The sequence below is a fragment of the Enterobacter cloacae complex sp. 397G4 genome, assembly GCF_050031515.1.
Taxonomy (GTDB): domain Bacteria; phylum Pseudomonadota; class Gammaproteobacteria; order Enterobacterales; family Enterobacteriaceae; genus Enterobacter; species Enterobacter hormaechei_C.
This window is the reverse complement of sequence record NZ_JBLGWE010000001.1, coordinates 2,058,832-2,084,534: the sequence shown is the minus strand read 5'-3', so window position 1 is coordinate 2,084,534 and position 25,703 is coordinate 2,058,832. Positions and strand designations below refer to the sequence as shown.

The following is a 25,703-nucleotide window of genomic DNA, read 5'->3' as shown; positions in this document are numbered from 1 at the left end:
CGATAATAGGCGGCTATTTTATTTCAGGCTAAATAATGACCGATTACTTACTGCTCTTTGTCGGAACTGTGCTGGTTAATAACTTCGTACTGGTGAAGTTCCTTGGCCTGTGCCCGTTTATGGGCGTCTCCAAAAAGCTGGAGACGGCAATGGGCATGGGGCTGGCGACCACCTTCGTGATGACGATGGCCTCCATTTGCGCATGGCTGATTGATACCTGGATCCTGATCCCGCTCGACATGCTCTACCTGCGCACCTTGTCCTTTATTCTGGTCATTGCGGTTGTGGTGCAATTTACCGAGATGGTGGTGCGGAAAACCAGCCCTGCCCTGTATCGCCTGCTGGGCATTTTCCTGCCTCTCATCACCACCAACTGCGCGGTGCTGGGCGTGGCGCTGCTCAATATCAACCTTGGGCATAATTTCCTGCAATCGGCGCTGTACGGTTTTTCCGCGGCGGTCGGTTTCTCTTTTGTTATGGTCCTGTTCGCCTCGATTCGCGAGCGTCTGGCCGCGGCGGATATTCCCGCGCCGTTTCGCGGTAACGCCATCGCTCTGGTGACCGCAGGTTTAATGTCTCTGGCCTTTATGGGCTTTAGTGGTCTGGTGAAGTTGTAATGAGTGCTATCTGGATTGCCATCGCGTCCATCAGCGTACTGGGACTCGTCTTTGGCATCATTCTGGGTTATGCCTCCCGCCGGTTTGCGGTGGAGGACGATCCGGTGGTTGAAAAAATTGATGAACTTTTACCGCAGAGCCAGTGCGGGCAGTGCGGCTACCCTGGCTGCCGCCCTTACGCTGAGGCGGTGGGCGTGCAGGGCGAAAAGATCAACCGCTGCGCACCGGGTGGCGAAGCGGTCATGCTTAAAATAGCTGCCCTGCTGAACGTCGATCCCCAGCCTGTCGACGGCGATGAACAGGCCCAGGAGCCCGTTCGTGCCCTTGCTGTCATCGACGAAGCCAACTGCATTGGCTGCACCAAATGTATTCAGGCGTGTCCTGTTGACGCCATTGTGGGCTCAACGCGCGCGATGCACACCGTTGTGGCGGATCTGTGCACCGGCTGTAATCTCTGCGTGGCGCCCTGCCCGACGCAGTGTATAGAACTACGCCCGGTTGAAACGACTACTGAAAGCTGGAAGTGGGACCTTCAGTCCATTCCGGTTCGCAATATTCCTGTGGAACAACATGCTTAAGTTATTTTCTGCCTTCAGAAAAGAGAAGATCTGGGATTTCGACGGCGGCATTCATCCGCCTGAGATGAAATCGCAGTCTAACGGCACGCCGCTGCGCCAGATCCCGCTGGCGACCCGTTACGTTATGCCCCTTAAACAGCATATCGGCGCGGAAGGTGAACTGTGCGTGAAAGAAGGCGATAGCGTTCTTCGCGGCCAGCCGCTGACCTTTGGTCGCGGACGGATGTTGCCGATACATGCCCCGACTTCCGGTAAGGTGGTGGCTGTTGCCCCCCATACCGTTGCCCATCCGTCGGCGTTGTCTGAGCTGAGCGTGATCATTGAAGCCGATGGTGAAGACCGCTGGATCGATCGTGACGGCTGGAGCGACTACCGTTCCCACAGCCGTGAAGCGCTGATTGAACGCATTCATCAGTTCGGCGTGGCGGGTCTGGGGGGCGCAGGCTTCCCGACCGGCGCTAAGCTTCACGGCGGCGGCGATAAAATCGAAACGCTGATCATCAACGCCGCCGAATGCGAACCGTACATCACCGCCGATGACCGTCTGATGCAGGACTGTGCCGCGCAGGTGGTGGAAGGGATTCGCATTCTTGCGCATATTCTGCAACCCCGCGAAGTGCTGATCGGTATTGAGGACAATAAACCGCAGGCCATTTCGATGCTGCGTGCGGTACTGGCGGACAGCCACGATATCGCCCTGCGAGTGATCCCGACCAAATACCCGTCCGGCGGGGCAAAACAGCTGACGCAGATCCTGACCGGCAAACAGGTCCCCCACGGGGGCCGTTCGTCCGACATCGGCGTGCTGATGCAAAACGTGGGAACCGCCTACGCGGTGAAACGTGCGGTGATTGACGGCGAGCCATTGACCGAGCGCGTCGTCACGCTGACCGGCGAGTCCGTCTCCCGTCCCGGCAACGTCTGGGCGCGTCTGGGTACGCCGGTGCGTCATCTGCTGGAACAGGCTGGCTTCTGCCCGGGTAGCGATCAACTGGTCATTATGGGTGGCCCGCTGATGGGCTTTACCCTGCCGTGGCTGGATGTGCCGGTGGTGAAGATTACCAACTGCCTGCTCGCCCCTTCCCCAACGGAGATGGGCGAAACGCAGGAAGAGAAAGGCTGCATACGCTGTAGCGCCTGTGCGGACGCATGCCCGGCAGATTTACTGCCGCAGCAGTTGTACTGGTACAGCAAAGGCCAGCTGCACGATAAAGCCCAGGCGCATAACCTGGCTGACTGTATTGAATGCGGTGCCTGCGCCTGGGTCTGCCCAAGCAATATTCCGCTGGTGCAATACTTCCGTCAGGAGAAAGCCGAAATCTACGCCATCTCCATGGAAGAAAAACGTGCCGCTGAAGCGAAGGCCCGCTTTGAAGCGCGTCAGGCGCGACTGGAGCGCGAGAAACAAGCCCGTCAGGAACGCCATAAGCAGGCTGCCGTCCAGCCTGCGGCGAAAGATCAGGATGCCATTAACGCAGCCCTGGCCCGCGTGCGCGAGAAGAAAGCCACCGCCGCCCAGACGGTTGTGATCGCTCCGGGAGAAAGACCGGACAACAGCGAAGCGATTGCGGCCCGCGAAGCGCGTAAAGCCGAAGCTCGCGCGCGTCAGGCGGAGAAAGCGCAACACGCCATACCGGAAGCCGATATCGACCCGCGTAAAGCGGCAGTGGAAGCGGCTATCGCCAGGGCAAAAGCCCGTAAGGCCGGTCAGCAGACAGTGGTGGTTGAACAGGAAGCGACGGATCCGCGCAAGGCGGCCGTTGAAGCCGCTATCGCCCGTGCCAAAGCACGAAAAACGGCACAGGTTCAGCCAGCCGAAGAGAGTGAAGCGCCTGTCGACCCGCGTAAAGCCGCCGTTGAAGCGGCCATCGCCCGTGCCAAAGCACGAAAAGCGGCACAGCAGGACGAACGGCCTGCGGCCGCCAACGACGATCCACGCAAAGCCGCAGTCGCCGCCGCGATTGCGCGCGTTCAGGCAAAGAAAGCCGCGCAGCAAGCCGTTAACGAGGATTAAATGGTTTTCAGAATTGCAAGTTCCCCTTATACCCATAACCAGCGCCAGACATCGCGTATTATGATGCTGGTGTGCCTGGCCGCGCTGCCAGGTATTGCCGTACAGTGTTGGTTTTTCGGCTGGGGTACGCTTTTCCAGTTAGTTCTGGGTTGCGCCAGTGCCGTCGCAGCGGAAGCAGCGATCCTGAAGCTGCGCAAAATGGAAGTGACTCGCATCCTGAGCGATAACTCCGCCCTGTTGACCGGCCTGTTGCTGGCCATCAGCATTCCCCCGTTCGCCCCGTGGTGGATGGTGGTATTGGGAACGGTGTTTGCGGTGATCATCGCCAAGCAGCTGTACGGCGGGCTGGGCCATAACCCGTTTAACCCGGCGATGATTGGCTACGTGGTACTGCTGATCTCCTTCCCGGTACAGATGACCAGCTGGCTGCCACCGCATGAGATCGCCGCCACCGTCCCCGGCTTTATGGATGCCCTGCACGTTATCTTTAACGGCCACACCGCGCTGGGCGCAGATATGAACGCGCTTCGCATGGGCGTGGACGGCATCAGCCAGGCCACCCCGCTCGATACCTTCAAAACCTCCCTGCGTGCCGGACACAGCGTGGAGCAGGTGATGAAATCGTCTATTTACAGCGGCGTACTGGCGGGTGCTGGCTGGCAGTGGGTCAATCTGGCCTATTTGTTGGGCGGCGCGTTCCTGCTGCAACAGAAGGCAATCCGCTGGCATATTCCGGTGAGTTTCCTGGTGACGCTGGCCGTCTGCTCGACGCTCGGCTGGGTCATCTCACCTGAGTCACTGGCCAGCCCGCAGCTCCATCTGCTCTCCGGCGCGACCATGCTCGGGGCATTCTTTATTCTGACCGATCCGGTCACCGCCTCTACCACCAACCGAGGACGTCTGATTTTCGGCGCGCTGGCGGGTTTGCTGGTCTGGCTTATTCGCAGCTTTGGCGGTTATCCGGACGGCGTGGCATTTGCCGTGCTGCTGGCTAACATCACCGTTCCGCTCATCGACTACTACACGCGGCCACGCGTGTACGGTCATCGCTAAGGGTCACGCCATGCTAAAAACAATGCAAAAACACGGCGTTACGCTGGCGATCTTCGCTGCCGCCCTCACCGGGCTGACCGCGCTGGTAAATGAACTGACGAAAACAACCATTGCAGAGCAGGCAATGAAGCAGCAAAAGGCGCTGTTCGATCAGGTGATCCCATCCGACCTCTACGATAATGACTTGCAAAAAAGCTGCTTTGTCGTGCAGGCTCCGCAGCTCGGTAAAGGACCCCATCGTGTTTATATTGCCCGCAAGGGCGATAATCCCGTGGGTGCCGTCATGGAAGCCACCGCGCCGGACGGTTACTCCGGTGCGATTCAGCTGCTGGTTGGCAGCGATTTTTCCGGCACCGTGCTGGGCACGCGCGTGACGGAGCATCACGAAACGCCGGGCCTTGGCGACAAAATTGAAACACGCTTAAGCGACTGGATCTTACACTTCGCCGGAAAGATGATTCATGGCGAAGACGATCCTGCTTTCGCGGTGAAAAAAGATGGCGGCGAGTTTGACCAGTTCACGGGTGCCACGATTACCCCACGCGCGGTGGTCAACGCCGTCAAGCGCGCCGGGCTGTATGCCGAAACGCTGCCCGCGCAGATCAATCATCTTTCCACCTGTGAGGAGTGACCATGAGCCAGGTTAAAGAGGTTATCGTCCAGGGTCTCTGGAAGAACAACTCCGCGCTGGTACAGCTGCTGGGGCTGTGTCCGCTGCTGGCGGTGACGTCTACCGCCACCAACGCGCTCGGGCTGGGGCTGGCGACCACGCTGGTGCTGACCCTGACTAACTTTTCCATTTCTGTTTTGCGCCGCTGGACGCCGTCGGAAATCCGTATTCCGATCTATGTCATGATCATTGCGTCGGTGGTCAGCGTGGTGCAAATGCTGATTAACGCCTACGCATTTGGCCTGTACCAGTCGCTCGGGATTTTCATTCCGCTTATCGTGACTAACTGTATTGTCGTAGGCCGCGCTGAAGCCTTTGCGGTGAAAAACAATCCGGCCATATCCGCGCTGGATGGTTTTTCCATCGGCATGGGCGCGACTGCCGCCATGTTCGTTCTCGGCTCTCTGCGTGAAATTTTGGGCAACGGTACGCTCTTCGACGGTGCGGACGCGCTGCTTGGCGGCTGGGCGAAGTCGCTGCGTATTGAGGTGTTCCATACGGACACTCCGTTCCTGCTGGCCATGCTGCCGCCTGGCGCCTTCATTGGCCTTGGAATGATGCTGGCGTTAAAATACCTGATTGATGAAAAACGTAAACGCCGCGCCGCTGAGCGCAGCGTACAGGAAGGGATCCCCGAGAAAGCAGTATGAATAAAGAGAAACGCATTGCGATCCTGACGCGCCTGCGCGATGAGAATCCTCATCCTACGACAGAGCTGAATTTTAACTCGCCGTTTGAACTGTTGATCGCGGTGCTGCTCTCTGCACAGGCGACGGACGTGAGCGTCAACAAAGCCACGGCCCTGCTCTACCCTGTCGCCAATACGCCGCAGGCCATGCTGGAGCTGGGCGTTGAAGGTGTGAAATCCTATATCAAGACCATTGGCCTGTTTAACAGCAAGGCCGAAAACGTCATTAAGACCTGCCGGATCCTGCTGGAGCAGCACGGCGGTGAAGTCCCGGAAGACCGCGCTGCGCTGGAAGCGTTGCCGGGCGTCGGGCGTAAAACGGCAAATGTGGTGCTGAACACGGCGTTTGGCTGGCCGACTATCGCCGTGGATACCCATATCTTTCGCGTCTCTAACCGTACCCGGTTCGCGCCGGGTAAAAACGTGGAAGAGGTGGAAGAGAAGCTGTTAAAAGTGGTCCCGGCGGAATTTAAGGTGGACTGCCACCACTGGCTGATCCTGCACGGACGGTATACCTGTATTGCCCGTAAGCCACGCTGCGGTTCCTGCATTATCGAAGATCTTTGCGAATACAAAGAAAAAGTCTATCCCTGAGCGTAAACCACCTTACTTCTTACCTGTTCAAGCCCTTAAAATTAACAAGGGCTCTGATATCTTCCCGATTGACCATAAATTGCCCTCTCTTTCTCCTTTACGCATTGTCGATTCTTCGGTCATTTAACACTCAAACAGGTTAATAGTTTTTTCATCACCAAAAATTTCTATACATCTGTGATCGCGATCACTCTGATAACCTGATGTTGGATTTTTGTTGTTAAAACCCGCCCAACCCCTTTGTCAGACAAGATTTCATCGATTCCACACCGCACATAAGACCAGTCATTTTTCAGAATATGGGCTATATCACTGCCAATCACCCAAAATAGCAGAACATATCGCCATACAGCCGTTGAACAGGGTCGTTTACAGTGAAAAAAACCATCAATTTTGAACGGATGAGATTTAACGCTGTATAACATTTGCATGAACCGATGATTATACCGCCAGAGTTATATGTAACAGATTATTACAAACGTATTGCCAGATGGGGCTGGATAGTGAACATTACCCGCCGTTTCCCCTCCCAATATAACTATAAAGCGGATGGACTACGGTCATCACGCTATGAACACCCCCGTTAATATGGGATGTAAAAAAAGAGGTATATGTGTCTACTGCAAACAATAAACCAACAGATGAGAGCGTAAGTCTTAACGCTTTCAAACAGCCTAAAGCGTTCTATCTCATTTTCTCTATCGAATTATGGGAACGTTTTGGCTACTACGGCCTGCAAGGGATCATGGCGGTTTACCTGGTTAAACAGCTGGGTATGTCTGAAGCCGATTCCATCACGCTGTTCTCTTCCTTCAGCGCCCTGGTGTATGGCCTGGTCGCTATCGGCGGCTGGTTAGGCGATAAAGTTCTCGGTACTAAACGTGTCATTATGCTGGGCGCCGTTGTTCTGGCGATTGGCTATGGACTGGTTGCCTGGTCCGGGCACGATGCAGGTGTGGTTTACATGGGTATGGCTACCATCGCGGTAGGTAACGGCCTCTTCAAGGCGAACCCGTCTTCCCTGCTCTCTACCTGCTACAGCAAAGATGACCCACGTCTGGACGGTGCATTTACCATGTACTACATGTCCATCAACATCGGTTCCTTCTTCTCTATGCTGGCAACCCCATGGCTGGCCGCAAAATTCGGCTGGAGCGTAGCGTTTGCGCTGAGCTTCGTGGGTATGCTGATCACCGTTGTGAACTTCCTGTTCTGCCGTAGCTGGGTTAAAGACTATGGTTCAAAACCAGACTTCGAACCCGTGCACATGGGCAAACTGCTGGCAACCATCGTCGGCATCGTGATCCTGGCCGCTGTCGCCACCTGGCTGCTGCACAACCAGGGCGTTGCACGTGCCGTACTGGGCGTGGTTGCGCTGGGTATCGTGATTATCTTCGCGAAAGAAGCCTTTGCGATGCAGGGTGCGGCACGTCGTAAGATGATTGTGGCGTTCATCCTGATGCTGGAAGCGATCATCTTCTTCGTTCTGTACAGCCAGATGCCAACGTCTCTGAACTTCTTCGCTATCCGCAACGTTGAGCACTCCATCCTTGGTATCGCGTTCGAGCCGGAGCAGTATCAGGCCCTGAACCCGTTCTGGATCATGATTGGTAGCCCGATTCTGGCCGCTATCTATAACAAGATGGGCGACCGTCTGCCTATGCCGCACAAGTTCGCTATCGGTATGGTGCTGTGCTCTGGCGCATTCCTGGTGCTGCCTCTGGGGACGAAATTCGCGACCGACGCGGGTATCGTGTCTGTTAACTGGCTGATCCTGAGCTATGCGCTGCAATCCATCGGTGAACTGATGATCTCCGGTCTGGGCCTGGCGATGGTTGCGCAGCTGGTCCCTCAGCGTCTGATGGGCTTCATCATGGGCAGCTGGTTCCTGACCACCGCTGGCGCGGCTATCATCGCAGGTAAGATTGCGAACCTGATGGCGGTACCAGACAACGTTACCGACCCGCTGGTTTCCCTGAATGTCTACGGCACCGTGTTCATGCAAATTGGTATCGCGACCGCCGTGATTGCCGTGCTGATGCTGCTGACCGCACCTAAACTGAATCGTATGACCCAGGACGACGACAAATCCGCTAAAGCGATCAAAACCGCGAACGCGTAATGTCATCGGGAAACGACTGAACAGAAGCCGCTAATTGATTAGCGGCTTTTTTTTTATCCGAACGCGCACTAACATAGCTGGAACCTCAGCAAAAAGGAGTTACCGATGAAACTGTTCTATAAACCGGGCGCCTGCTCTCTTGCTTCCCATATTACGCTTCGCGAGAGCGGTAAAGATTTCACGCTGGACGGCGTTGACCTGATGAAAAAGCGTCTGGAAAACGGGGATGACTTTTTTGCGATTAACCCAAAAGGCCAGGTTCCGGCCCTGCTGCTGGATGATGGCACCCTGCTGACCGAAGGGGTGGCGATTATGCAATTCCTGGCGGACAACGTACCGGATCGTCAGCTCCTTGCCCCCACCGGCAGCATTGCGCGTTATAAAACGCTGGAGTGGCTGAACTATATTGCCACCGAACTGCACAAAGGCTTTACGCCCCTGTTCCGCCCGGACACGCCGGAAGAGTACAAACCTACCGTGCGCGCGCTGCTGGAGAAAAAGTTGCAGTACGTTAACGACGCGCTGAAAGACGACCAGTGGATCTGTGGCTCGCGTTTCACCATCGCCGATGCCTATCTGTTTACCGTTCTGCGCTGGGCGCGCGCGGTTAAGCTGAACATGGAAGGATTAGACCATGTCGCGTCGTATATGACGCGCGTGGCGGAGCGTCCTGCGGTGGCAGCGGCGCTGAAAGCGGAAGGGTTGAATTAACCGAGCGGCCTGGATTGCCGGGTGGCGCTGACGCTTACCCGGCCTACAAATTCCGTAGGCCCGTGCAAGCGCAGCGGCGCCGGGCGTTTTCTAAAGCTGCGTTGCGCTAAAATAGTGCTCCGGCTTCGCGATGCGATCCTGCGCCGCGACGACCTGGAGCTCATATTCCTGCATCGTCTTCGTCGCAATCATGATTTCATAAACGGCTGCGGTGACGTGCTCCAGCGCATCGCGCAGGCTCGCGCCCTGCAATAGCTTCACCAGCAGCAAACCGCTGGTCACATCCCCGACCCCGACAGGCTGACGTGCACCGAAATCCACCAGCGGTCGACTGATATGCCAGGCTTCATCCTTCGTCACCAGCAGCATCTCAAAACGGTCCTGGCTCAACCCTGCGCGTGCCAGATGCTTAACCAGCACAATCTCTGGCCCCTGGGCGATCAGCTCGCGAGAGGCGCTGACAGCCTCTTCTACGCTGTTGACCGGATGCTCGCACAGGATCTCAAGTTCAATCAGGTTGGGGGCAATAATATCGCTGGCGGGCAAGGCATGACGGACATGAAACTCCGCAACGCCCGGCGCTACGATGCAGCCTTTTTCAGGATGTCCCATTACCGGATCGCAGCAATATTTCGCCGCGGGGTTTGCCGCTTTCACCTGGCGCACAATGCCGAGGATATGTTCCCCCTGCTCCGCCGAACCCAGATAGCCGCTGAGTACGGCATCGCAGCGTTTAAGCTGGTCGATATCCGCAATCCCCTGAACGATTTCCGTCAGATGCGACGGCGGCATTACGCAGCCGGTCCATTTACCGTACTGGGTGTGATTCGAAAACTGGACGGTATTGAGGGGCCAGACGTTAACGCCGAGGCGGCGCATCGGGAATTCCGCAGCGCTGTTGCCAGCATGTCCAAACACAACGTGGGACTGAATGGCGAGGATGTTCTTCATGTTGTACTTACCAAACCCTGTCAAAACAAAAGGGGCGTGGTTTCCCACGCCCCTGCATACTTTTAATTACTTCCAGCAGACCAGGCAGTAATTTTTCTTACCGCGACGCAGCAGCGTGTAGCGACCATAGAGACGGTCGTTCTCGGTAAAGGTGTATTCCGGATCGGCCTGTTTTTCGCCATTAATGGTGATAGCGTTAGAGGCGATGGTTTTACGCGCCTGACCGCGAGACGGCTGGAGCTCGGAGTCCACCAGCGCCTGCATCAGATCGGCGCCTTTTTCCATCTCAACCATCGGCACGCCATCCTGCGCCAGCTGTTCGAAATCCGCTTCGCTTAAATCGCTCAGGGTTCCGTTGAACAGGCTAGCCGTAATGCGCTTCGCCGCCGCCAGACCTTCTTCGCCGTGAACCAGTTTAGTCACTTCGTCCGCCAGCACGTACTGGGCGCGTGGTGCTTTACCGCTGTTCTTGTCTTCTTCTTCCAGCGCATTGATTTCTTCGATATCCATAAAGGTGAAGAACTTCAGGAAGCGATAAACGTCGGCATCCGCCGTATTGATCCAGAACTGGTAGAACTTGTACGGGCTGGTTTTCTTCGGATCCAGCCATACCGCGCCGCCTTCGGTCTTACCGAACTTGGTACCGTCGGCTTTGGTGATCAACGGCACGGTCAGACCAAACACCTGATTCTGGTGGAGGCGACGGGTCAGATCGATACCGGAGGTGATGTTACCCCACTGGTCGGAACCGCCAATTTGCAGAGAGACGCCGTGCAGCTTGTTCAGGCAGGCGAAGTCATACCCCTGCAACAGGTTGTAGGAGAACTCCGTGAAAGAGATACCCTGATCGTCACGGTTAAGACGCTGCTTTACTGCTTCTTTGTTAATCATCTGGTTAACAGAGAAGTGTTTGCCGATGTCACGCAGGAACGTCAGCACGTTCATGCCACCAAACCAGTCGTAGTTGTTCGCCGCAATCGCAGAGTTGTCACCGCAGTCGAAATCCAGGAACGGTGCAACCTGTTTACGGATCTTATCCACCCACTCCTGCACGGTGTCTTCGGTATTCAGCTTACGCTCAGCGGCTTTGAAACTTGGGTCGCCAATCAGACCGGTCGCGCCGCCAACCAGTGCGACAGGCTTATGGCCGGCCATCTGGAAGCGTTTCAGGCATAACAATGGAACAAGATGCCCCAAATGCAAGCTGTCAGCGGTGGGATCGAAGCCGCAATAGAGCGCGATCGGGCCTTGCGCCAGTCGCTCTGCTAACGCTTCCTCGTCCGTCACCTGGGCCACGAGGCCCCGCTCTTGCAATTGTTTAATCAAGTTACTGCTTGCCATCAAATTCTCCATGTATAAACGACTGCACCTTTGCCGGTACACGACTTTTCGCCTGATGCGAAAGGACCATAGAATAAAGCGCCAGCGCGGTGTGCGCTAGCGCTTAAATCAACAAATTTTGGGGATTACGGGGCCAGTCTGTCGATTTTCCAGCCACCGTTGTCGCGCTGGTATAAAAAGCGGTCGTGGAGACGGTGTTCACCGCCCTGCCAGAACTCTATCTGTTCAATGGGAATGCGGAACCCGCCCCAGAAACTCGGCAGCGGTACTTCACCCTGCTGAAACTTCTGTTTGAGTTCGAGGAATTTACTCTCCAGCACGCCGCGGGCTGAGATTCGGCTGGACTGTTTAGAGACCCAGGCGCCGATCTGACTGTCGCGCGGGCGGCTGTGGAAATATTTCACCACTTCGAGCGTAGAGAGGCGCTCCGCCTTGCCGGTAACCATCACCTGGCGCTCAAGCATATGCCACGGGAAGAGCAGGCTAATACGCGGATTATTTTCAAGGTGATGCGCTTTACGGCTGCCAAGGTTGGTGTAGAACACCAGCCCTTTCTCGTCATAATGCTTGAGAAGAACGATGCGTTGATACGGCTGACCGTTTTCATCAACCGTGGCAACGACCATCGCCGTCGGGTCGGCCAGTTTCGCTTCGCAGGCCTGCTTCAGCCAGCGTTCAAAAAGCACCAGCGGTTCGGCGGGAAGATCCTGGCGGCGCAGACCGCCTTTGGTGTATTCACGGCGCAGATGCGCAATTTGCTGTAGTTCGTCGTTATCTGACATGGCGTTAGCTGAAAGTGAGATTGGGTGGCGCTATTGTGCGCGCCCCCTTCAAAAATCTCAACGCTTCGGATTTTCAAGCTGACAATTGTTCAGCACAATGCGGTCACGCTTGTAGACGGTGGCGCTGTCGCCTTTCGACCAGAAGACGTAGATCCCGTCTGAGTAGCGCGCACCGGAGGCCGACATTCCCTGCTTCAGCGTCAACAACTTATTGTCATAAACGAAGCTGGCTTCCTGACGCGGGTTGTTCAGCTTCACCGTCAGCGGTTTTTCATCACAACGATATTCCAGCGTATCGGTTTGCATACGCTCAACGAACTGGTTATAGACGCTGCATCCGGTCATAAGAAAAGGTACAGCAATGAGAAGAAGTTTTTTCATGGGCAGATTCCGAAGACTATCCTGGTCCTGGAGGGCCTAACCGCCCTCCTGTTTTTCCCTATTTTACGGGTTACGCCTCCCGCTGAATTTCAGTTAACTCTGATTATGGCGCGGGTTTGCGGGGAAAATGGCCCCGAGGACGCTCGCCTCCCGCGCACCGGTTACGGAGGGTAAATTCCCCGGCAGACCGGCAACCGTACGCCAGGCAAGCCAGGCGAAGGCCAGCGCTTCCATATCGTCTCCGCTGATCCCGGCTTCATCAGTGGTCGTGACTTCGGTGCCTGGCAGCAAGGCGGCGAGGCGTGCCATCACCAGCGGGTTGCGGCTTCCGCCTCCGCATACCAGCAAGCGCTCACACCCGCCGCTCAGCAACACCTGTTCAGAGATCGACACCGCGGTGAGCTCCGTCAGCGTAGCCTGCACATCCTGAGGCGCAAGGCCGGGGAAGCGCGCCAGCTGACGTTCAAGCCAGCCGTAGTTAAAATATTCCCGCCCCGTGCTTTTCGGCGCAGGCAGAGCAAAGAAAGGATCGCTTAACAGGGTTTGCAGCAAGGGAAGGATCACTTTCCCCTGGCTGGCCCACTGCGCGTCTTTGTCATAGGCTTTACCGCTCTGACGCCAGATCCAGGCATCCATCAGCATATTACCGGGTCCGGTATCGTACCCCCGCACGGGTTGCCCGGGAATAAGCATCGACAGGTTGGCGATCCCGCCGATGTTCAGGACCATCCTGCGCTCTACCGGGTGCGCCAGCAGCGCCTGATGAAATGCCGGAACCAGCGGCGCCCCCTGCCCGCCGAGGGCCATATCGCGACGACGGAAATCACCCACCACCGTCACGCCGGTTTTTGCCACAATCTGGTTGTTATCGCCAATTTGCATCGTGTGCGGCGCCTCGCCGACAGGTTCATGCCAGACGGTCTGCCCATGGCAACCTATTGCCACGATATCCTGCGGGTGGAGTCTTTCCTGCTGCATCAGGGCCAGTACCGCATCAGCAAACAGCGCCCCCAGACGCACATCCAGTTGGCCCAGTTGGGAAAGCGTCAGCTGTTGCCCCTGGCAGATGTTCAGGATCTCTTCTTTTAACGAGACCGGAATTGGCCAGGTCAGGCTTGCCTGCTGCGCCACCATGTTTTCATCAATGGCGGCCAGAACGACATCCACACCGTCAAGACTGGTACCAGACATCACACCGATATAGCGACCCGATTTCATGCGCTTTCCTTACGTTACATGGGCTAAGTGCAAACACTCCATCATAAATAACGCGGCTTTGCTATGCGGTGATAATAATTTTTAACAATCTCAGACCTGTAGCACAGGCGATGTTTGTTTATGTCCCGTTAAGCCCTGTTCAGGTAAAATTTATCTATTCGGCATGCAAAGATATGAACTGTGGTCAGGAATGCCATATAATTTAACCATAACGGATGCCCCAACCGGGCGTTTTTTGGTGAACAGGAGAGTCAAATGATTTTACGTGTACTGGGCGTTTCGCTGATTGGTTTAACACTGGCGGGTTGTGTGAATGACAGTTCACTCTCCGGCGACGTATATAGTGCTTCTGAAGCTAAACAGGTACAGAACGTGACATACGGTACTATCGTTAATGCCCGTCCTGTTCAGATTCAGGGTGGCGATGACACGAACGTGGTGGGCGCAATCGGCGGTGCTGTGCTGGGCGGTTTCCTGGGTAATACCATTGGCGGCGGCACCGGACGTTCTCTGGCGACCGCAGCGGGCGCAGTTGCAGGCGGCGTAGCGGGTCAGGGCGTTCAGGGTGCGATGAACAAAACTCAGGGCGTTGAGCTGGAAATCCGTAAAGACGATGGCAGCACCATTATGGTTGTGCAGAAACAGGGTAACACCCGCTTCTCTGCTGGCCAGCGTGTTGTACTGGCAAGCAACGGCAGCCAGGTTACCGTCTCCCCGCGCTAATATCCTGATGGATGTGGTCTGTTCAGACCGCATCCATTTAACAAAATCATCGTTTCCAACAATATATTTGCACAATACATTCACATGGTGAATTATTCATTTCACCTGTTCTTGTCCGTGCGCAAAGTATTTTTTATTTCCCTCGTTTAGACTCTTCGCAATCTCTTTTTCTTTTTTAATTTTTAAATTCTCTATGCTTGCGATCTGTCGATTTGTAAAGAACCGCTTTGTGGCCTTCGCGCTTGGATGCATTGTTATCATTGCCGTATTACAAGCTTTTTTTATAAAACTTGTTGAATGGGTTCCTTCGTTTTCACCTTTGTTTTTCCCTACGCTGACGATATTTCTTCTGGTGTTTCATCTGTTTATTGCCTGTTTTATGGCAATGAAATACTGGTGCGACAGAAGGCGATTATATCTTGTTCCCATTGCCCTGGCCTTTGCCGGCTCAGCGTTATTGATGGTGGGGACTCTGTCCAGCTTCCCGGCCTGGCTTGATCTCTATCAGTTCAACGTGGCGAACTATAATGACGCCATGATTTTCTATATGTTCCGCCACTTTTTAATGGCGGTGCTGATAATCATCTCGGCATTGCTGTATACCCTGCGTACGTCCGCTCTCTCACGAAGCACCCACATCGGTATCGTTGTCGGCGCCTCGCTCTTTACGGGCAGTATGCTTGGGCTGGCATTATTCTATTCCAGCCATTCAACCCTGCTCACACTGGACCTGGTAGACAATGAAACCCGACAGTTTATGGTTCTCTGGAGCCAGGCGATTAATATCATTTTGATCGTCCTGTGGGTAGTAACGTTAATCACCCTGATGGCCATTACCCGCGTGAGGAATTTGTTTTGGGTCGGCGGCAATTTTTTATGCGTCTGTTATATCGTCACCCTGCTCATGCTATTGTTAGGCGGACACGCTGAAGATATTTCATGGTACCGGGCACGGTTATTCGAAACTGTCGCTACATTAATCATTATCTTCATCTTACTTTCCGATGTATTTAATTTGTATCGTGACTCGCATGTAAAATATCAGGAGTCTTATCAAAACTCGATCCGCGATCCCCTCACCCGTCTGTATAATCGTAGCTATTTCTATGATTCATTAAACCACGCGCTGAGTACAGCAACCCTGGCGCACCCAGTATCGGTGATCGTGAGCGATCTTGACCGTTTCAAACGCATTAACGACTGCTACGGCCATTTGCAGGGGGATAAGGTTTTACAGTTTGTCTCAAACCTGTTGACCGATTCAGTGCGACCGCAGGATATCGCAGCGCGGATCGGCGGCGAAGAATTTGTGCTCATGCTGACAAATACCCCTTCCGATCTTGCGCAACAGGTTGCCGAACGCATACGTCTCAAATTGAGCGGTTTCGACAACGTCAGCAGCGGCGGTTATCTCCCGGAACCGATAACTATCAGTATGGGGGTATTCACCGCCACCTCGCCGGAGACCAGCGCTGAAACCTGTGTGGAAAGCGCGGATAAAGCCATGTACGAGGCAAAAGAGACGGGTCGCAACCGGGTGGTGGTGTTCAGAACATGACAAAGGCCTTGCACCAGCAAGGCCTGTGAATAACGTCAGTCGCGCGACTGTAAATCGTGGATGTTTTGTTCAAGACGGGCGATGAGTCCGATCAGCATCTCCAGCTCAGCGGGGGAAATACCGGCCAGGATCTCCCCTCGCGTTTTACTGATGACGGTCTCCATCTCAGTAATAATCGGGGCCGCTTTTTCCGTCAATTTAATCCGCTTGGCGCGACGATCGCTGGCGCAGGTTTGTCGGGAGATGAGTCCCTTCTCTTCCAGCTGGTCAAGGGTACGCACCAGAGAAGGCTGCTCAATACCAATCGCTTTTGCCAGTTGGATCTGTGACTGATCGGGCGGGAGCTGATGAATGTTATGCAGCGTAACCCAGTGCGTCTGCGTAAGTTCCAGAGGTTTCAGGCGATGGTCAATCAGAGCACGCCAGATGCGTACCAACCTTGCCAGATCAGAACCTAATGGCGATTCCAATTTCATCTCCTTATAATTAGCTTGCTAAGTGATTATAGTGATTTTAGAATAGTTTGCAGTATTTGTATTGCCAAAACAAATGCAATCACGGTATTCATCATTCCTTAAAGGATGATTTACACTGAATGGTAATTCGCCATCGCATTGAAATCTGCCAATGTGGCCCTCATTCCACCGCAAAGGATCGCTGCTTGTGACGTTGTTTTCCTTCTCCGCAGGGTTGCCCCTCCAGGATTTGATTGTTGGCGCATCGGTCTACTTTCCGCCACTGTTTAAAGCCGTGATGGTCGGTTTTGTAATCTGGCTCATTGCGCATCGTCTGCTGCGCGACTGGATGTATTCCGGTGAAATCTGGCACCCGATGTTAATGGATCTCTCCCTGTTTACCCTCTCCGTCTGTCTTGGCCTTGCCGTGTTAACCGTGTGGTGAGAATAGCATTGAAAACGTTAAAATATTTTTCCACTCTTTTCGTTTTAGCGCTGGCGGTGATGGCCGGCTGGTGGCTCTGGAATTATTACATGCAGTCGCCCTGGACGCGTGACGGCAAGATCCGCGCGGAACAGGTCAGCATCACGCCACAGGTGTCCGGCAGTATCAGCGCGCTTCAGGTGAAGGACAACCAGTACGTTCATGCGGGCGATGTGCTATTCCGTATCGATGAGACCCCTTTCCACATTGCGGTGCTTAATGCCCAGGCACAGCTCGCAAAAGCTCAATCAGATCTGGCAAAAGCCAATAACGAAGCCGAACGCCGCCGCCATCTGTCGAGAAATTACATCTCTGCGGAGGATCTCGATACCGCCAATATCAATGTAAAAGCCATGCAGGCCAGCCTGAAGGTTGCAGAGGCAACGCTGAAACAGGCCGAGTGGCAACTGACCCAGACCGTGGTCAAAGCCCCGGTGGATGGATGGATCACGAGCCTGTCTACCCGTGTGGGTGATTACGCCACCACAGGCCAGCCGGTCTTCGCCCTGGTCGATAGCCACTCTTTCTATGTTGTAGGTTATTTTGAAGAGACCAAGCTGCGCCATATCCGCGAGGGTGCGCCTGCCCGGATCACGCTTTACAGCGGCGCAGAAACGTTACAGGGTCACGTTAGCAGCATAGGTCGGGCAATATACGATCAGAGCGTGGAAACCGATTCTGGCCTGGTGCCTGACATCAAACCCAACGTCCCGTGGGTGCGCCTGGCTCAGCGGGTGCCTGTTCGCGTCGAGTTTGATCAACTGCCGAAAGACATTACCCTGGTCTCTGGCACAACCTGCACCGTCGCCATCGGATCGCGATGATGAACCTGGGGGCTTTCTCCTGGCGCAATACGCCGTGGATAAAAGCGACACGGCCGCAGTGGCGTTACGCGCTGCGCAACGGCATCGCCATGTGCCTTGCGCTTACGGTTGCCTATTATCTGAATCTGGATGAGCCTTACTGGGCGATGACCTCTGCGGCGGTCGTCAGCTTCCCTACCGTCGGGGGCGTTATCAGTAAAAGCCTCGGGCGCGTGGCGGGTAGCCTGCTGGGGGCAACCGCCGCACTGCTTCTTGCCGGCCATACCCTGAACGATCCCTGGCTCTTTCTGTTAAGCATGTCGGCATGGCTGGGGCTGTGTACTTGGGCCTGCGCCCATTTTACCAATAACGTTGCCTATGCGTTTCAGCTGGCGGGTTACACCGCGGCCATTATCGCCTTTCCGGTCGTCAACGTGCTGGACACCACCGAGCTGTGGGATATCGCCCAGGCACGCGTGTGTGAAGTGATGGTCGGCATTCTGTGCGGGGGCGTCATGATGATGATCCTGCCCAGTACCTCAGATGGCACTACGCTTATCACCGCCCTTAAAACTATGCACGCACGTTTGCTGGAACATGCCAGCCTGCTCTGGCAGCCTGACAGCAGCGATGACATCCGCCTCGCGCACGAAAAGGTCATCGGCCAGATCCTGACCATGAACCTGTTGCGCATCCAGGCTTTCTGGAGCCACTACCGTTTTCGTCGCCAGAACACGCTTCTGAACTATTTACTGCACCAGCAATTGCGGATGACGAGCGCGATCTCGAGCCTTCGCCGGATGTTGCTGAACTGGCCTGCACCGCCAGCCCATACCCGGGAGATTATCGAGGCGCTGCTCGCCGCTCTTGCGCGTCCGGATGCCGATATCTATACCGTGGCCCGCATTATCGCGCCGCTCGCCCCAACGGATGAATATGACTACAGGCACCGTGCCTTCTGGCAGCGTCTGAACTATTTCTGCCGCCTGTATCTGCGTAGCAGCCGCTGGTTAAAAGCCGTCGAAAATGCCACGCCCGTCACCGAATTTTCCGTTCCCGGTAGTCCTGCTCTGGCACGCCATACCGACGCAATGGAGGCGCTGTGGAGCGGTTTTCGTACGTTTTGCGCGTTAACGGCCGTGGGCGCATGGGCCATCACCACCCAATGGGATGCGGGCAGTGCGGCCCTGACGCTTGCGGCAATCAGCTGCGTGCTCTATTCCGTCGCCGCTTCCCCCTTTAATTCCCTGACGCTTCTGCTGCGTACGCTGGTACTGCTGTCGCTATTCAGCTTCGTGGTGAAATTTGGTTTGATGGTGCAGATAACCGACCTCTGGCAATTTCTGCTGTTTCTCTTCCCGCTATTAACCACCATGCAGTTGCTCAAACTGCAAATGCCTAAACTGGCCGGTCTGTGGGGTCAGTTGATTGTTTTTATGGGCTCATTTATCTCTGTAACGAATCCACCGGTTTACGATTACGCTGATTTTCTCAACGACAACCTGGCGAAGATCCTCGGCGTGGGGCTGGCGTGGCTGGCTTTCGCTGTGCTACGCCCGGGCTCGGACGCGCGTAAAAGCCGCAGGCATATTCGGGAGTTGCGCAGGGGTTTTGTCGATCAGCTGAGCCGCAGGCCACATCTGCGCGAAAGCGAGTATGAATCGCTGGTTTACCATCATGTCAGCCAGCTGAACAACAGCCAGGATTCACTCTCCCGTCGCTGGCTGCTGCGCTGGGGCGTGGTGCTGTTAAACTGTTCGCACGTGGTGTGGCAACTGCGCGCCTGGGAGACGCGTTCCGATCCGCTGTCGCAGGTCCGTGATAACTGTATTTCCATGCTCCGAGATGTGATGAGCGAGCGCGGGGTGCAGCAGCGCCCCCTGAGCGTCACGCTCGCCGAGCTTCAGCGTATTTGCGACGCGCTGGCGCACCATCATCAGCCTGCGGCCCGCGATCTGGCGTCCATTATCTGGCGGCTGCACTGCTCCCTGTCACAGCTTGAACAGGCGCCGCCACCCGGAACGATTGGCGATCAGATCACCCCGCAGGCATAGCGCGCCCCGCCGCCGCCAAGCGGTTTAGGCTGATCGGACATGTTATCGCCGCCCACGTGGACCATCAGCGCCTTGCCTTTGACCTCATCAAGCTTTTTGAGTCGTGGCGCCACAACCGGATCGGTGGCTTTACCATCGTTATTTACCACCAGCACCGGCAAATCGCCGAGGTGCCCCATCCCTTCCGGGCCTTCATGCTTACCGGAGTTGTGCGGGTCGAGATGCCCCCCTGCGGCTTCCGCAGCTGTTGGTTTCCCCTCTTTCATTGCGGGTTGACAGCTGCCTTTGGCATGAACGTGAAAACCATGTTCGCCGGGTGGAAGAGCCTTGAGATCGGGAGCAAATTCCAGCCCTTTATCGGTTTCGGTGATTTTCACCGTCCCGATGGACTGGCCTACCCCCTGAGAAGTGACGAGATTCATTTCAACGTCCTCGCTGGCTGCCTGCGCACCTGCACAAACAACCAGCGTAACCATTGCCAGAGCAAAACGCTTCATAAGACCTCCACGGGTTATTTTTTGCACCTTAAGTCTATACCAGCGGCGCAGATTTCACCGGAAAGTCAGGTTCAGGCGTGCTCAGGGTACGTCGTAGCCCAGCGCCGCCTTGCGGATGCGGAACCACTGCTGACGCGTCATATCCAGCTCCTCAGCCACAAGCGCAGCGCGGACGCGCTCAATTTTGCCGGAGCCAATAATTGGCAGCGGTTTAGACGGCAGGCGCAGGATCCAGGCGTAAACCACCTGCTCGATACTCTCCGCATTCAGTTCGCGCGCCACCGTTTCAAGCTCGTTACGCAGCGGCTGGAATGCCTCATCGTTAAACAGGCGGCCGCCTCCCAGACAGGACCATGCCATTGGACGGATGCGCAGCTGTTGCAGTTGGTCGAGCGTGCCATCCAGCAGCAGCGGCTGATGAACAGGCGAGATCTCCACCTGATTCGTCGCCAGCGTAAACGGCAGGCGAGACTGCAATAGCGCAAACTGTGCCGGGGTGAAGTTAGACACGCCAAAATGGCGCACTTTGCCGCTCTGGTGAAGCGTCAGGAAGGCTTCCGCGACCTCATCCGCATCCATCAACGGATCGGGTCGGTGGATCAGCAGCAGGTCGATACGATCGGTGGCCAGGTTAATCAGTGACTGCTCGGCGCTTTTAACGATATGCGCGCTGTCAGTGATGTAATGCCCAAGCGCATGCTCCGGTTTTGCTGTGGTGGCAATACCGCATTTGGTCACAATCTCCATACGTTCACGCAGCGCCGGCGCACGCTTCAGCGCTTCGCCAAAGGCAGCCTCGCACTGATAGCCGCCATAAATATCAGCGTGATCGACGGTGGTGATCCCGAGATCGAGATGCTCTTCTATAAAGTCCGCCAGCTGGACCGGAGACATATTCCAGTCCATAAGGCGCCAGTAGCCCATAACAAATCGGGAGAACTCCGGGCCCTGCGGGGCAAGGGTAATACGCTGAACCATAACATTTTCCTCAAGGAAGTCATGTCACCAGTATACGCAATTACCCTGCTAAAACAGTGAAGGTTGCTGAGGTTCTTCGCTTTCAACCGCTTTGTTTGCACGAATTTTACGCAGCAGACGCTGTCGACAGAGCCGTAAGACCTCCTGCTTTTGCGCGTCGCTGAAATTTTGCCAGTTAAAACGTTCATCGCGCGTGCGCATGCAGCCACGACAGTATCCTCGTTCATCTACCTGGCAAATACCCCGGCACGGGCTCTGGACAGGGAAAAACTCCAGTTGCTCTGCCACACCTACCTCCAGAACGTCATTATTCCCTACAGTGAAGACCCTAAATGGCTTGCATGCAAGGATGTCCGCCACAAACAGAGCATTAAGGTTTCGCTAATCTTCCCTTCTTATACTCGCCGCATTGATATAACGAATGGTCTGGTCATCATGTGGTTCACTAAAAAGTTACACTGTAACGATATAAAATTTACTCTGGGCTGTGCACTTTTCTTCACCGTACTGAATGCACTGTTTATCCAGCGCAGCTGGTCAATCATTGCGCCTGCGCATCTGCACGATCTCCTGTTTGCTGCCAGCGTGCCGCTGGTGCTGTTCTGCGGCTGGGTGATTGTCTTCAGCCTGCTGAATATTCCCTTTGTTCGCAAGCCGCTCATGATTGTCCTGACCCTGGGATGCGCCGCCGCAACCTGGTTTATGTATACCTATGGCACGGTTATCGATCAGAACATGATTGTTAACGTGTTCGAAACTAATTCCCAGGAAGCGACTGCCCTGGTGACGCCGCAGATGATCCTGTGGCTGGTCGTTGCGGGTCTGGTTCCATCGATTATTTTAGCCCTGACGCGCATTCGCACCGGAAAATGGTGGTATGCCCTCCTGACGCGTGTCGCCGCTATGCTGGGTGCGCTGCTGGTGATCATCCTGGTCGCGGCGGTGTTTTATAAAGATTATGCTTCGCTGTTCCGTAATAACAAAAGCATCGTCAAAATGGTTACCCCGGCGAATTACGTGAGCGCCGTGGTGAAATACAGCAAAATGCGCTGGTTTGCCGGCGACCAGACGCTGATCCGCATTGGCGAGGATGCTCATAAAGGCGCACTGATTTCCAGCCAACGCAAGAAAACCGTGCTGATTGTGGTGGTGGGCGAAGCCTCCCGCGCCGCAAACTACTCGTTAAATGGTTACCCGCGTGAAACCAACCCCGAGCTGAAAAAGAAGGATGTCATCAACTTCCCCCAGGCCTCCTCCTGTGGCACGGAAACCGCCGTTTCCGTCCCCTGCATGTTCTCCGGCATGACGCGGAAAAAATATGACGCGGACCTCGCCCATCACCAGGAAGGTCTGCTCGATGTACTTAACCATGCCGGTTTCAACCTGCTGTGGCGCGACAACGACGGCGGGTGTAAAGGCGCCTGCGACCGCGTGCCGCACACGGACATGACCCAGTGGAAACTGGATCAGTTCTGTAAGGACAAATCCTGTATCGACGACGTCAACCTCTACCGTCTGGACAACGTACTGGATGGAATAAAGCAGGATACGGTTCTGGTTATTCATCTGATGGGCAGCCACGGTCCGGCCTACTACAACCGTTATCCGGACAGCTTTCGCAAGTTCACCCCAACCTGCGATACCAATGAAATTCAGGATTGCGATCATCAGTCGCTGATCAATACCTATGACAACTCGATTTTGTATACCGACAGCGTGGTCAGCAGAACCATCGACGCGCTAAAAGCCCGGCAGGCCAACATGAACACGGCGCTCATTTACCTCTCCGATCACGGTGAATCGCTGGGCGAAAGCGGAATTTACCTGCACGGTACGCCGTATATGCTGGCCCCGGAGCAGCAAACGCATATTCCGTTTATATTCTGGCTCTCCCCGGATTATGCGAAAAACTTCGGCGTAAACACGGATTGCCTGCGTGACCATGCCGCAAAAGAGGCGGTTTCACAGGACAATTTATTCGCCACCGTTCTGGGCATGATGGACGTGAAATCAGCGGTTTATCAACCGCAGCTGGATATTCTGTCGCAATGTCGTCGCTAAGCGGGCTTGCATTAGACCGAACGGTCTATTAGAGTAAGGGCATGAGCAGACACACTGAACACGATACACGAGAACATTTGCTGGCTACCGGCGAGCGCCTTTGCATGCATCGCGGGTTTACCGGTATGGGGCTGAGCGAATTGTTAAAAACCGCTGAAGTACCTAAGGGATCGTTTTATCACTATTTTCGATCCAAAGAGGCGTTTGGCGTTGCCATGCTGGAGCGGCACTACGCCAGCTACCATCAGCGCCTGGCAACCCACTTCGCCAGCGGTGAAGGTGACTACCGGGATCGTGTTCTGAACTACTATCAGGAAACGCTGACGCAGTTCTGTCAGCAGGGCATCATCAGCGGCTGCCTGACGGTAAAACTGTCTGCCGAAGTGTGCGATCTCTCCGAAGATATGCGCACCGCAATGGATAAAGGGGCCAGCGGCGTTATTGCCCTGCTGGCTCAGGCGCTGGAGAGCGGGCGCAATGAAAAAACGCTCTCCTTCTCCGGCGATCCGCTCACGCAGGCACAGGTGCTCTATTCCCTCTGGTTAGGCGCCAACCTGCAAGCAAAAATGTCTCGCAGCGCCGTGCCGCTCGAAAGCGCGCTGGCGCATGTGAAAAACTGTATTACCGCGCCTGGCGTGTAGCCGGCGTTTTTATTTACCCTTTTACTAGTCGACTGGTCTACTCAGGAGCCGTTATGTCCGCTGAAAAGCTGTTTACCCCACTGAAAGTGGGTGCCGTTACTGCCCCAAACCGCGTGTTTATGGCCCCACTTACCCGTCTGCGCAGCATCGAGCCGGGCGATATCCCAACGCCATTGATGGGTGAGTATTACCGCCAGCGCGCCAGCGCGGGCCTGATTATCTCCGAAGCCACGCAGATTTCTGCTCAGGCAAAAGGCTACGCCGGTGCACCGGGTCTGCACAGCCCGGAACAGATCGCCGCGTGGAAAAAAATCACCGCAGGCGTGCATGCTGAAGATGGCCGTATTGCGGTTCAGCTGTGGCACACCGGTCGTATCTCACACAGCAGCATCCAGCCTGGCGGTCAGGCGCCGGTTTCTGCCTCTGCCCTGAACGCCAATACCCGCACTTCCCTGCGCGATGAAAACGGTAATGCGATCCGCGTCGACACCACCACGCCACGCGCGCTGGAGCTGGACGAGATCCCGGGTATCGTGAATGATTTCCGTCAGGCCGTCGCCAACGCCCGGGAAGCGGGCTTCGACCTGGTTGAGCTTCACTCTGCGCACGGTTACCTGCTGCATCAGTTCCTGTCCCCGTCTTCCAACCAGCGTACCGACCAGTACGGCGGCAGCGTTGAAAACCGCGCGCGTCTGGTGCTTGAAGTGGTGGATGCTGTCTGTAATGAGTGGAGCGCAGACCGCATTGGTATTCGTGTCTCCCCGATCGGTACTTTCCAGAACGTCGACAACGGTCCGAACGAAGAAGCAGACGCGCTGTATCTGATTGAAGAGCTGGCGAAACGCGGTATCGCCTATCTGCACATGTCCGAGCCGGACTGGGCAGGCGGCAAGCCTTACAGTGAAGCCTTCCGTCAGAAAGTGCGCGAGCGCTTCCACGGCGTGATTATCGGGGCGGGTGCGTATACGGCAGAGAAAGCCGAGGATTTGATCGGTAAAGGCCTGATCGACGCCGTGGCCTTTGGCCGTGACTACATTGCTAACCCGGATCTGGTTGCCCGTTTGCAGAAAAAAGCCGAACTGAACCCGCAGCGTCCTGAAAGCTTCTATGGCGGCGGCGCGGAAGGTTATACCGACTACCCTTCACTGTAATCCCGCTTTGTACATTGATAGCGGCGACCTTTCGCCGCTATACTAAAACATCGTTTCTGTTCAAAAAGATAATCCATTCCACTGGTTAATGAGGAAATTATGCGCCTACTTCACACCATGCTGCGCGTTGGCGACCTGCAACGTTCCATCGATTTCTACACTAACGTTCTGGGCATGAAGCTGCTGCGCACCAGCGAAAATCCGGAATATAAATACTCCCTGGCGTTTGTCGGTTACGGCCCGGAATCTGATGAAGCGGTCATCGAGCTGACCTACAACTGGGGCGTGGACAGCTACGAGCTGGGTACGGCTTACGGCCACATCGCGCTGGAAGTGGATAACGCCGCCGAAGCCTGCGAACGTATCCGCAGCAATGGCGGCAACGTCACCCGTGAAGCCGGTCCGGTTAAAGGCGGTACCACCGTAATTGCGTTTGTGGAAGATCCGGACGGTTATAAAATCGAACTGATCGAAGCCAAAGACGCTGGTCGCGGCCTGGGCAATTGATCCCGCAGGGCGCACTTTGCGCCCGTTGTTTTGCTGCATCACCTCTCAAAATTTGCCATAATGCGCACTGC

The 25,703-nt window shown here is 55.3% G+C and carries 27 protein-coding genes; 18 read left to right on the top strand and 9 right to left on the bottom strand.

What is annotated here, in order from left to right:
* Positions 1-35: 35 nt before the first annotated feature.
* The 9 genes from rsxA to gstA all read left to right on the top strand — a co-directional run bounded on the left by rsxA (position 36) and on the right by gstA (position 9,047).
* Complete coding sequence (rsxA, locus tag ACQG1Y_RS09970; RefSeq protein WP_000133206.1) at positions 36-617, top strand: electron transport complex subunit RsxA; 582 nt, start codon at positions 36-38, stop codon at positions 615-617.
* Entirely contained in the window at positions 617-1,195 is a 579-nt protein-coding gene (gene rsxB / locus ACQG1Y_RS09965; RefSeq protein ID WP_257438657.1) for an electron transport complex subunit RsxB, read from the top strand. Before rsxA ends, rsxB begins: the two co-directional genes overlap by 1 nt.
* Positions 1,188-3,209, top strand: coding sequence for an electron transport complex subunit RsxC (gene rsxC / locus ACQG1Y_RS09960; RefSeq protein ID WP_368740520.1), 2,022 nt, complete (start codon positions 1,188-1,190; stop codon positions 3,207-3,209). The genes rsxB and rsxC overlap by 8 nt, the downstream gene beginning before the upstream one ends.
* Positions 3,210-4,262 carry an electron transport complex subunit RsxD gene (rsxD, locus tag ACQG1Y_RS09955; protein ID WP_257438656.1) on the top strand — a complete coding sequence of 351 codons (1,053 nt, stop codon included), beginning with the start codon at positions 3,210-3,212 and terminating at the stop codon, positions 4,260-4,262.
* Between the two features lie 10 nt (positions 4,263-4,272).
* On the top strand, positions 4,273-4,893 hold the full coding sequence (gene rsxG / locus ACQG1Y_RS09950; RefSeq protein WP_003857590.1) for an electron transport complex subunit RsxG: 621 nt from the start codon (positions 4,273-4,275) through the stop codon (positions 4,891-4,893).
* Positions 4,894-4,895: 2 nt separating this feature from the next.
* Complete coding sequence (locus ACQG1Y_RS09945; protein WP_003857592.1) at positions 4,896-5,582, top strand: electron transport complex subunit E; 687 nt, start codon at positions 4,896-4,898, stop codon at positions 5,580-5,582.
* Positions 5,579-6,214, top strand: a complete 636-nt coding sequence (gene nth, locus ACQG1Y_RS09940) for an endonuclease III (RefSeq protein WP_015570668.1) — start codon at positions 5,579-5,581, stop codon at positions 6,212-6,214. Before ACQG1Y_RS09945 ends, nth begins: the two co-directional genes overlap by 4 nt.
* 613 nt (positions 6,215-6,827) lie before the next feature.
* Positions 6,828-8,336: a dipeptide/tripeptide permease DtpA gene (dtpA, locus tag ACQG1Y_RS09935; RefSeq protein ID WP_003857596.1), complete on the top strand. Its 1,509-nt coding sequence runs from the start codon at positions 6,828-6,830 to the stop codon at positions 8,334-8,336.
* 105 nt (positions 8,337-8,441) lie between these two features.
* Positions 8,442-9,047, top strand: coding sequence for a glutathione transferase GstA (gene gstA / locus ACQG1Y_RS09930; RefSeq protein WP_003857598.1), 606 nt, complete (start codon positions 8,442-8,444; stop codon positions 9,045-9,047).
* 90 nt (positions 9,048-9,137) lie between these two features.
* Here gstA and pdxY read toward each other — a convergent pair whose 3' ends face one another.
* The 5 genes from pdxY to anmK form a co-directional block, all read right to left on the bottom strand.
* Positions 9,138-9,998 carry a pyridoxal kinase PdxY gene (gene pdxY, locus ACQG1Y_RS09925; RefSeq protein WP_214604565.1) on the bottom strand — a complete coding sequence of 287 codons (861 nt, stop codon included), beginning with the start codon at positions 9,996-9,998 and terminating at the stop codon, positions 9,138-9,140.
* 66 nt (positions 9,999-10,064) lie between these two features.
* Entirely contained in the window at positions 10,065-11,339 is a 1,275-nt protein-coding gene (tyrS, locus tag ACQG1Y_RS09920) for a tyrosine--tRNA ligase (protein WP_017384594.1), read from the bottom strand.
* Positions 11,340-11,464: 125 nt separating this feature from the next.
* Positions 11,465-12,121, bottom strand: a complete 657-nt coding sequence (gene pdxH, locus ACQG1Y_RS09915; RefSeq protein WP_032648127.1) for a pyridoxamine 5'-phosphate oxidase — start codon at positions 12,119-12,121, stop codon at positions 11,465-11,467.
* A gap of 57 nt (positions 12,122-12,178) precedes the next feature.
* A complete protein-coding gene (gene mliC / locus ACQG1Y_RS09910; RefSeq protein ID WP_006808994.1) occupies positions 12,179-12,502 on the bottom strand; it encodes a C-type lysozyme inhibitor in 324 nt (107 codons plus the stop codon).
* A 93-nt stretch (positions 12,503-12,595) separates the two neighbouring features.
* Positions 12,596-13,720: an anhydro-N-acetylmuramic acid kinase gene (anmK, locus tag ACQG1Y_RS09905; protein ID WP_022650944.1), complete on the bottom strand. Its 1,125-nt coding sequence runs from the start codon at positions 13,718-13,720 to the stop codon at positions 12,596-12,598.
* Positions 13,721-13,975: 255 nt separating this feature from the next.
* Between anmK and slyB the strand changes: the two genes are divergently transcribed.
* Together slyB and ACQG1Y_RS09895 are read left to right on the top strand one after the other, a co-directional pair.
* Positions 13,976-14,443: an outer membrane lipoprotein SlyB gene (gene slyB, locus ACQG1Y_RS09900; protein ID WP_003857604.1), complete on the top strand. Its 468-nt coding sequence runs from the start codon at positions 13,976-13,978 to the stop codon at positions 14,441-14,443.
* A 193-nt stretch (positions 14,444-14,636) separates the two neighbouring features.
* Entirely contained in the window at positions 14,637-16,001 is a 1,365-nt protein-coding gene (locus tag ACQG1Y_RS09895; protein ID WP_023303565.1) for a sensor domain-containing diguanylate cyclase, read from the top strand.
* Between the two features lie 35 nt (positions 16,002-16,036).
* On the opposite strand, the gene slyA is transcribed toward ACQG1Y_RS09895, so the two are convergent.
* The gene (gene slyA, locus ACQG1Y_RS09890; protein WP_006808997.1) at positions 16,037-16,477 is read right to left on the bottom strand and encodes a transcriptional regulator SlyA; all 441 of its coding nucleotides are present in this window, start codon (positions 16,475-16,477) and stop codon (positions 16,037-16,039) included.
* 187 nt (positions 16,478-16,664) lie between these two features.
* On the opposite strand from slyA, the gene ACQG1Y_RS09885 reads away from it, so the two are divergent.
* Genes ACQG1Y_RS09885 through ACQG1Y_RS09875 form a run of 3 tightly spaced genes read left to right on the top strand, consistent with a single transcriptional unit; the run spans position 16,665 to position 19,797 of the window.
* Entirely contained in the window at positions 16,665-16,901 is a 237-nt protein-coding gene (locus ACQG1Y_RS09885; protein ID WP_003857607.1) for a DUF1656 domain-containing protein, read from the top strand.
* A 2-nt stretch (positions 16,902-16,903) separates the two neighbouring features.
* Positions 16,904-17,764, top strand: a complete 861-nt coding sequence (locus ACQG1Y_RS09880; protein WP_219378637.1) for an efflux RND transporter periplasmic adaptor subunit — start codon at positions 16,904-16,906, stop codon at positions 17,762-17,764.
* Positions 17,764-19,797 (top strand): FUSC family protein, encoded by a 2,034-nt coding sequence (locus ACQG1Y_RS09875; RefSeq protein ID WP_026080711.1) that lies wholly within the window; start codon positions 17,764-17,766, stop codon positions 19,795-19,797. The genes ACQG1Y_RS09880 and ACQG1Y_RS09875 overlap by 1 nt, the downstream gene beginning before the upstream one ends.
* Here the strand turns inward: ACQG1Y_RS09875 and sodC are convergent.
* The 3 genes from sodC to ACQG1Y_RS09860 form a co-directional block, all read right to left on the bottom strand.
* Complete coding sequence (gene sodC, locus ACQG1Y_RS09870; protein ID WP_023303563.1) at positions 19,776-20,294, bottom strand: superoxide dismutase [Cu-Zn] SodC; 519 nt, start codon at positions 20,292-20,294, stop codon at positions 19,776-19,778. The two genes, ACQG1Y_RS09875 and sodC, sit on opposite strands and share 22 nt — an antisense overlap.
* Positions 20,295-20,375: 81 nt before the next feature.
* A complete protein-coding gene (locus tag ACQG1Y_RS09865) occupies positions 20,376-21,272 on the bottom strand; it encodes an aldo/keto reductase (RefSeq protein ID WP_015570678.1) in 897 nt (298 codons plus the stop codon).
* A 48-nt stretch (positions 21,273-21,320) separates the two neighbouring features.
* Complete coding sequence (locus ACQG1Y_RS09860) at positions 21,321-21,560, bottom strand: DUF1289 domain-containing protein (protein ID WP_017384600.1); 240 nt, start codon at positions 21,558-21,560, stop codon at positions 21,321-21,323.
* A 147-nt stretch (positions 21,561-21,707) separates the two neighbouring features.
* Here ACQG1Y_RS09860 and eptA point away from each other — a divergent pair, with 147 nt between their 5' ends.
* From eptA to gloA, 4 genes are all read left to right on the top strand, one after another.
* Entirely contained in the window at positions 21,708-23,333 is a 1,626-nt protein-coding gene (gene eptA / locus ACQG1Y_RS09855; RefSeq protein WP_332945590.1) for a phosphoethanolamine transferase EptA, read from the top strand.
* Between the two features lie 41 nt (positions 23,334-23,374).
* Positions 23,375-23,974 (top strand): TetR/AcrR family transcriptional regulator, encoded by a 600-nt coding sequence (locus ACQG1Y_RS09850; protein WP_017384602.1) that lies wholly within the window; start codon positions 23,375-23,377, stop codon positions 23,972-23,974.
* Positions 23,975-24,027: 53 nt separating this feature from the next.
* Positions 24,028-25,125, top strand: a complete 1,098-nt coding sequence (locus ACQG1Y_RS09845) for an alkene reductase (protein ID WP_015570682.1) — start codon at positions 24,028-24,030, stop codon at positions 25,123-25,125.
* A 99-nt stretch (positions 25,126-25,224) separates the two neighbouring features.
* Entirely contained in the window at positions 25,225-25,632 is a 408-nt protein-coding gene (gene gloA / locus ACQG1Y_RS09840; RefSeq protein ID WP_003857623.1) for a lactoylglutathione lyase, read from the top strand.
* Positions 25,633-25,703 lie beyond the last annotated feature (71 nt).

Bases quoted from the DNA above. Each gene is read 5' to 3' on its own strand.
- eptA (WP_332945590.1), top strand. From the start codon at position 21,708: ATGTGGTTCACTAAAAAGTTACACTGTAACGATATAAAATTTACTCTG.
- tyrS (WP_017384594.1), bottom strand. From the start codon at position 11,339: ATGGCAAGCAGTAACTTGATTAAACAATTGCAAGAGCGGGGCCTCGTG.
- rsxG (WP_003857590.1), top strand. From the start codon at position 4,273: ATGCTAAAAACAATGCAAAAACACGGCGTTACGCTGGCGATCTTCGCT.
- ACQG1Y_RS09875 (WP_026080711.1), top strand. From the start codon at position 17,764: ATGAACCTGGGGGCTTTCTCCTGGCGCAATACGCCGTGGATAAAAGCG.
- anmK (WP_022650944.1), bottom strand. From the start codon at position 13,720: ATGAAATCGGGTCGCTATATCGGTGTGATGTCTGGTACCAGTCTTGAC.
- ACQG1Y_RS09895 (WP_023303565.1), top strand. From the start codon at position 14,637: ATGCTTGCGATCTGTCGATTTGTAAAGAACCGCTTTGTGGCCTTCGCG.
- rsxA (WP_000133206.1), top strand. From the start codon at position 36: ATGACCGATTACTTACTGCTCTTTGTCGGAACTGTGCTGGTTAATAAC.
- slyB (WP_003857604.1), top strand. From the start codon at position 13,976: ATGATTTTACGTGTACTGGGCGTTTCGCTGATTGGTTTAACACTGGCG.
- ACQG1Y_RS09865 (WP_015570678.1), bottom strand. From the start codon at position 21,272: ATGGTTCAGCGTATTACCCTTGCCCCGCAGGGCCCGGAGTTCTCCCGA.
- rsxB (WP_257438657.1), top strand. From the start codon at position 617: ATGAGTGCTATCTGGATTGCCATCGCGTCCATCAGCGTACTGGGACTC.
- ACQG1Y_RS09945 (WP_003857592.1), top strand. From the start codon at position 4,896: ATGAGCCAGGTTAAAGAGGTTATCGTCCAGGGTCTCTGGAAGAACAAC.
- pdxH (WP_032648127.1), bottom strand. From the start codon at position 12,121: ATGTCAGATAACGACGAACTACAGCAAATTGCGCATCTGCGCCGTGAA.
- pdxY (WP_214604565.1), bottom strand. From the start codon at position 9,998: ATGAAGAACATCCTCGCCATTCAGTCCCACGTTGTGTTTGGACATGCT.
- sodC (WP_023303563.1), bottom strand. From the start codon at position 20,294: ATGAAGCGTTTTGCTCTGGCAATGGTTACGCTGGTTGTTTGTGCAGGT.
- mliC (WP_006808994.1), bottom strand. From the start codon at position 12,502: ATGAAAAAACTTCTTCTCATTGCTGTACCTTTTCTTATGACCGGATGC.
- gstA (WP_003857598.1), top strand. From the start codon at position 8,442: ATGAAACTGTTCTATAAACCGGGCGCCTGCTCTCTTGCTTCCCATATT.
- ACQG1Y_RS09850 (WP_017384602.1), top strand. From the start codon at position 23,375: ATGAGCAGACACACTGAACACGATACACGAGAACATTTGCTGGCTACC.
- ACQG1Y_RS09845 (WP_015570682.1), top strand. From the start codon at position 24,028: ATGTCCGCTGAAAAGCTGTTTACCCCACTGAAAGTGGGTGCCGTTACT.
- slyA (WP_006808997.1), bottom strand. From the start codon at position 16,477: ATGAAATTGGAATCGCCATTAGGTTCTGATCTGGCAAGGTTGGTACGC.
- nth (WP_015570668.1), top strand. From the start codon at position 5,579: ATGAATAAAGAGAAACGCATTGCGATCCTGACGCGCCTGCGCGATGAG.
- rsxD (WP_257438656.1), top strand. From the start codon at position 3,210: ATGGTTTTCAGAATTGCAAGTTCCCCTTATACCCATAACCAGCGCCAG.
- rsxC (WP_368740520.1), top strand. From the start codon at position 1,188: ATGCTTAAGTTATTTTCTGCCTTCAGAAAAGAGAAGATCTGGGATTTC.
- gloA (WP_003857623.1), top strand. From the start codon at position 25,225: ATGCGCCTACTTCACACCATGCTGCGCGTTGGCGACCTGCAACGTTCC.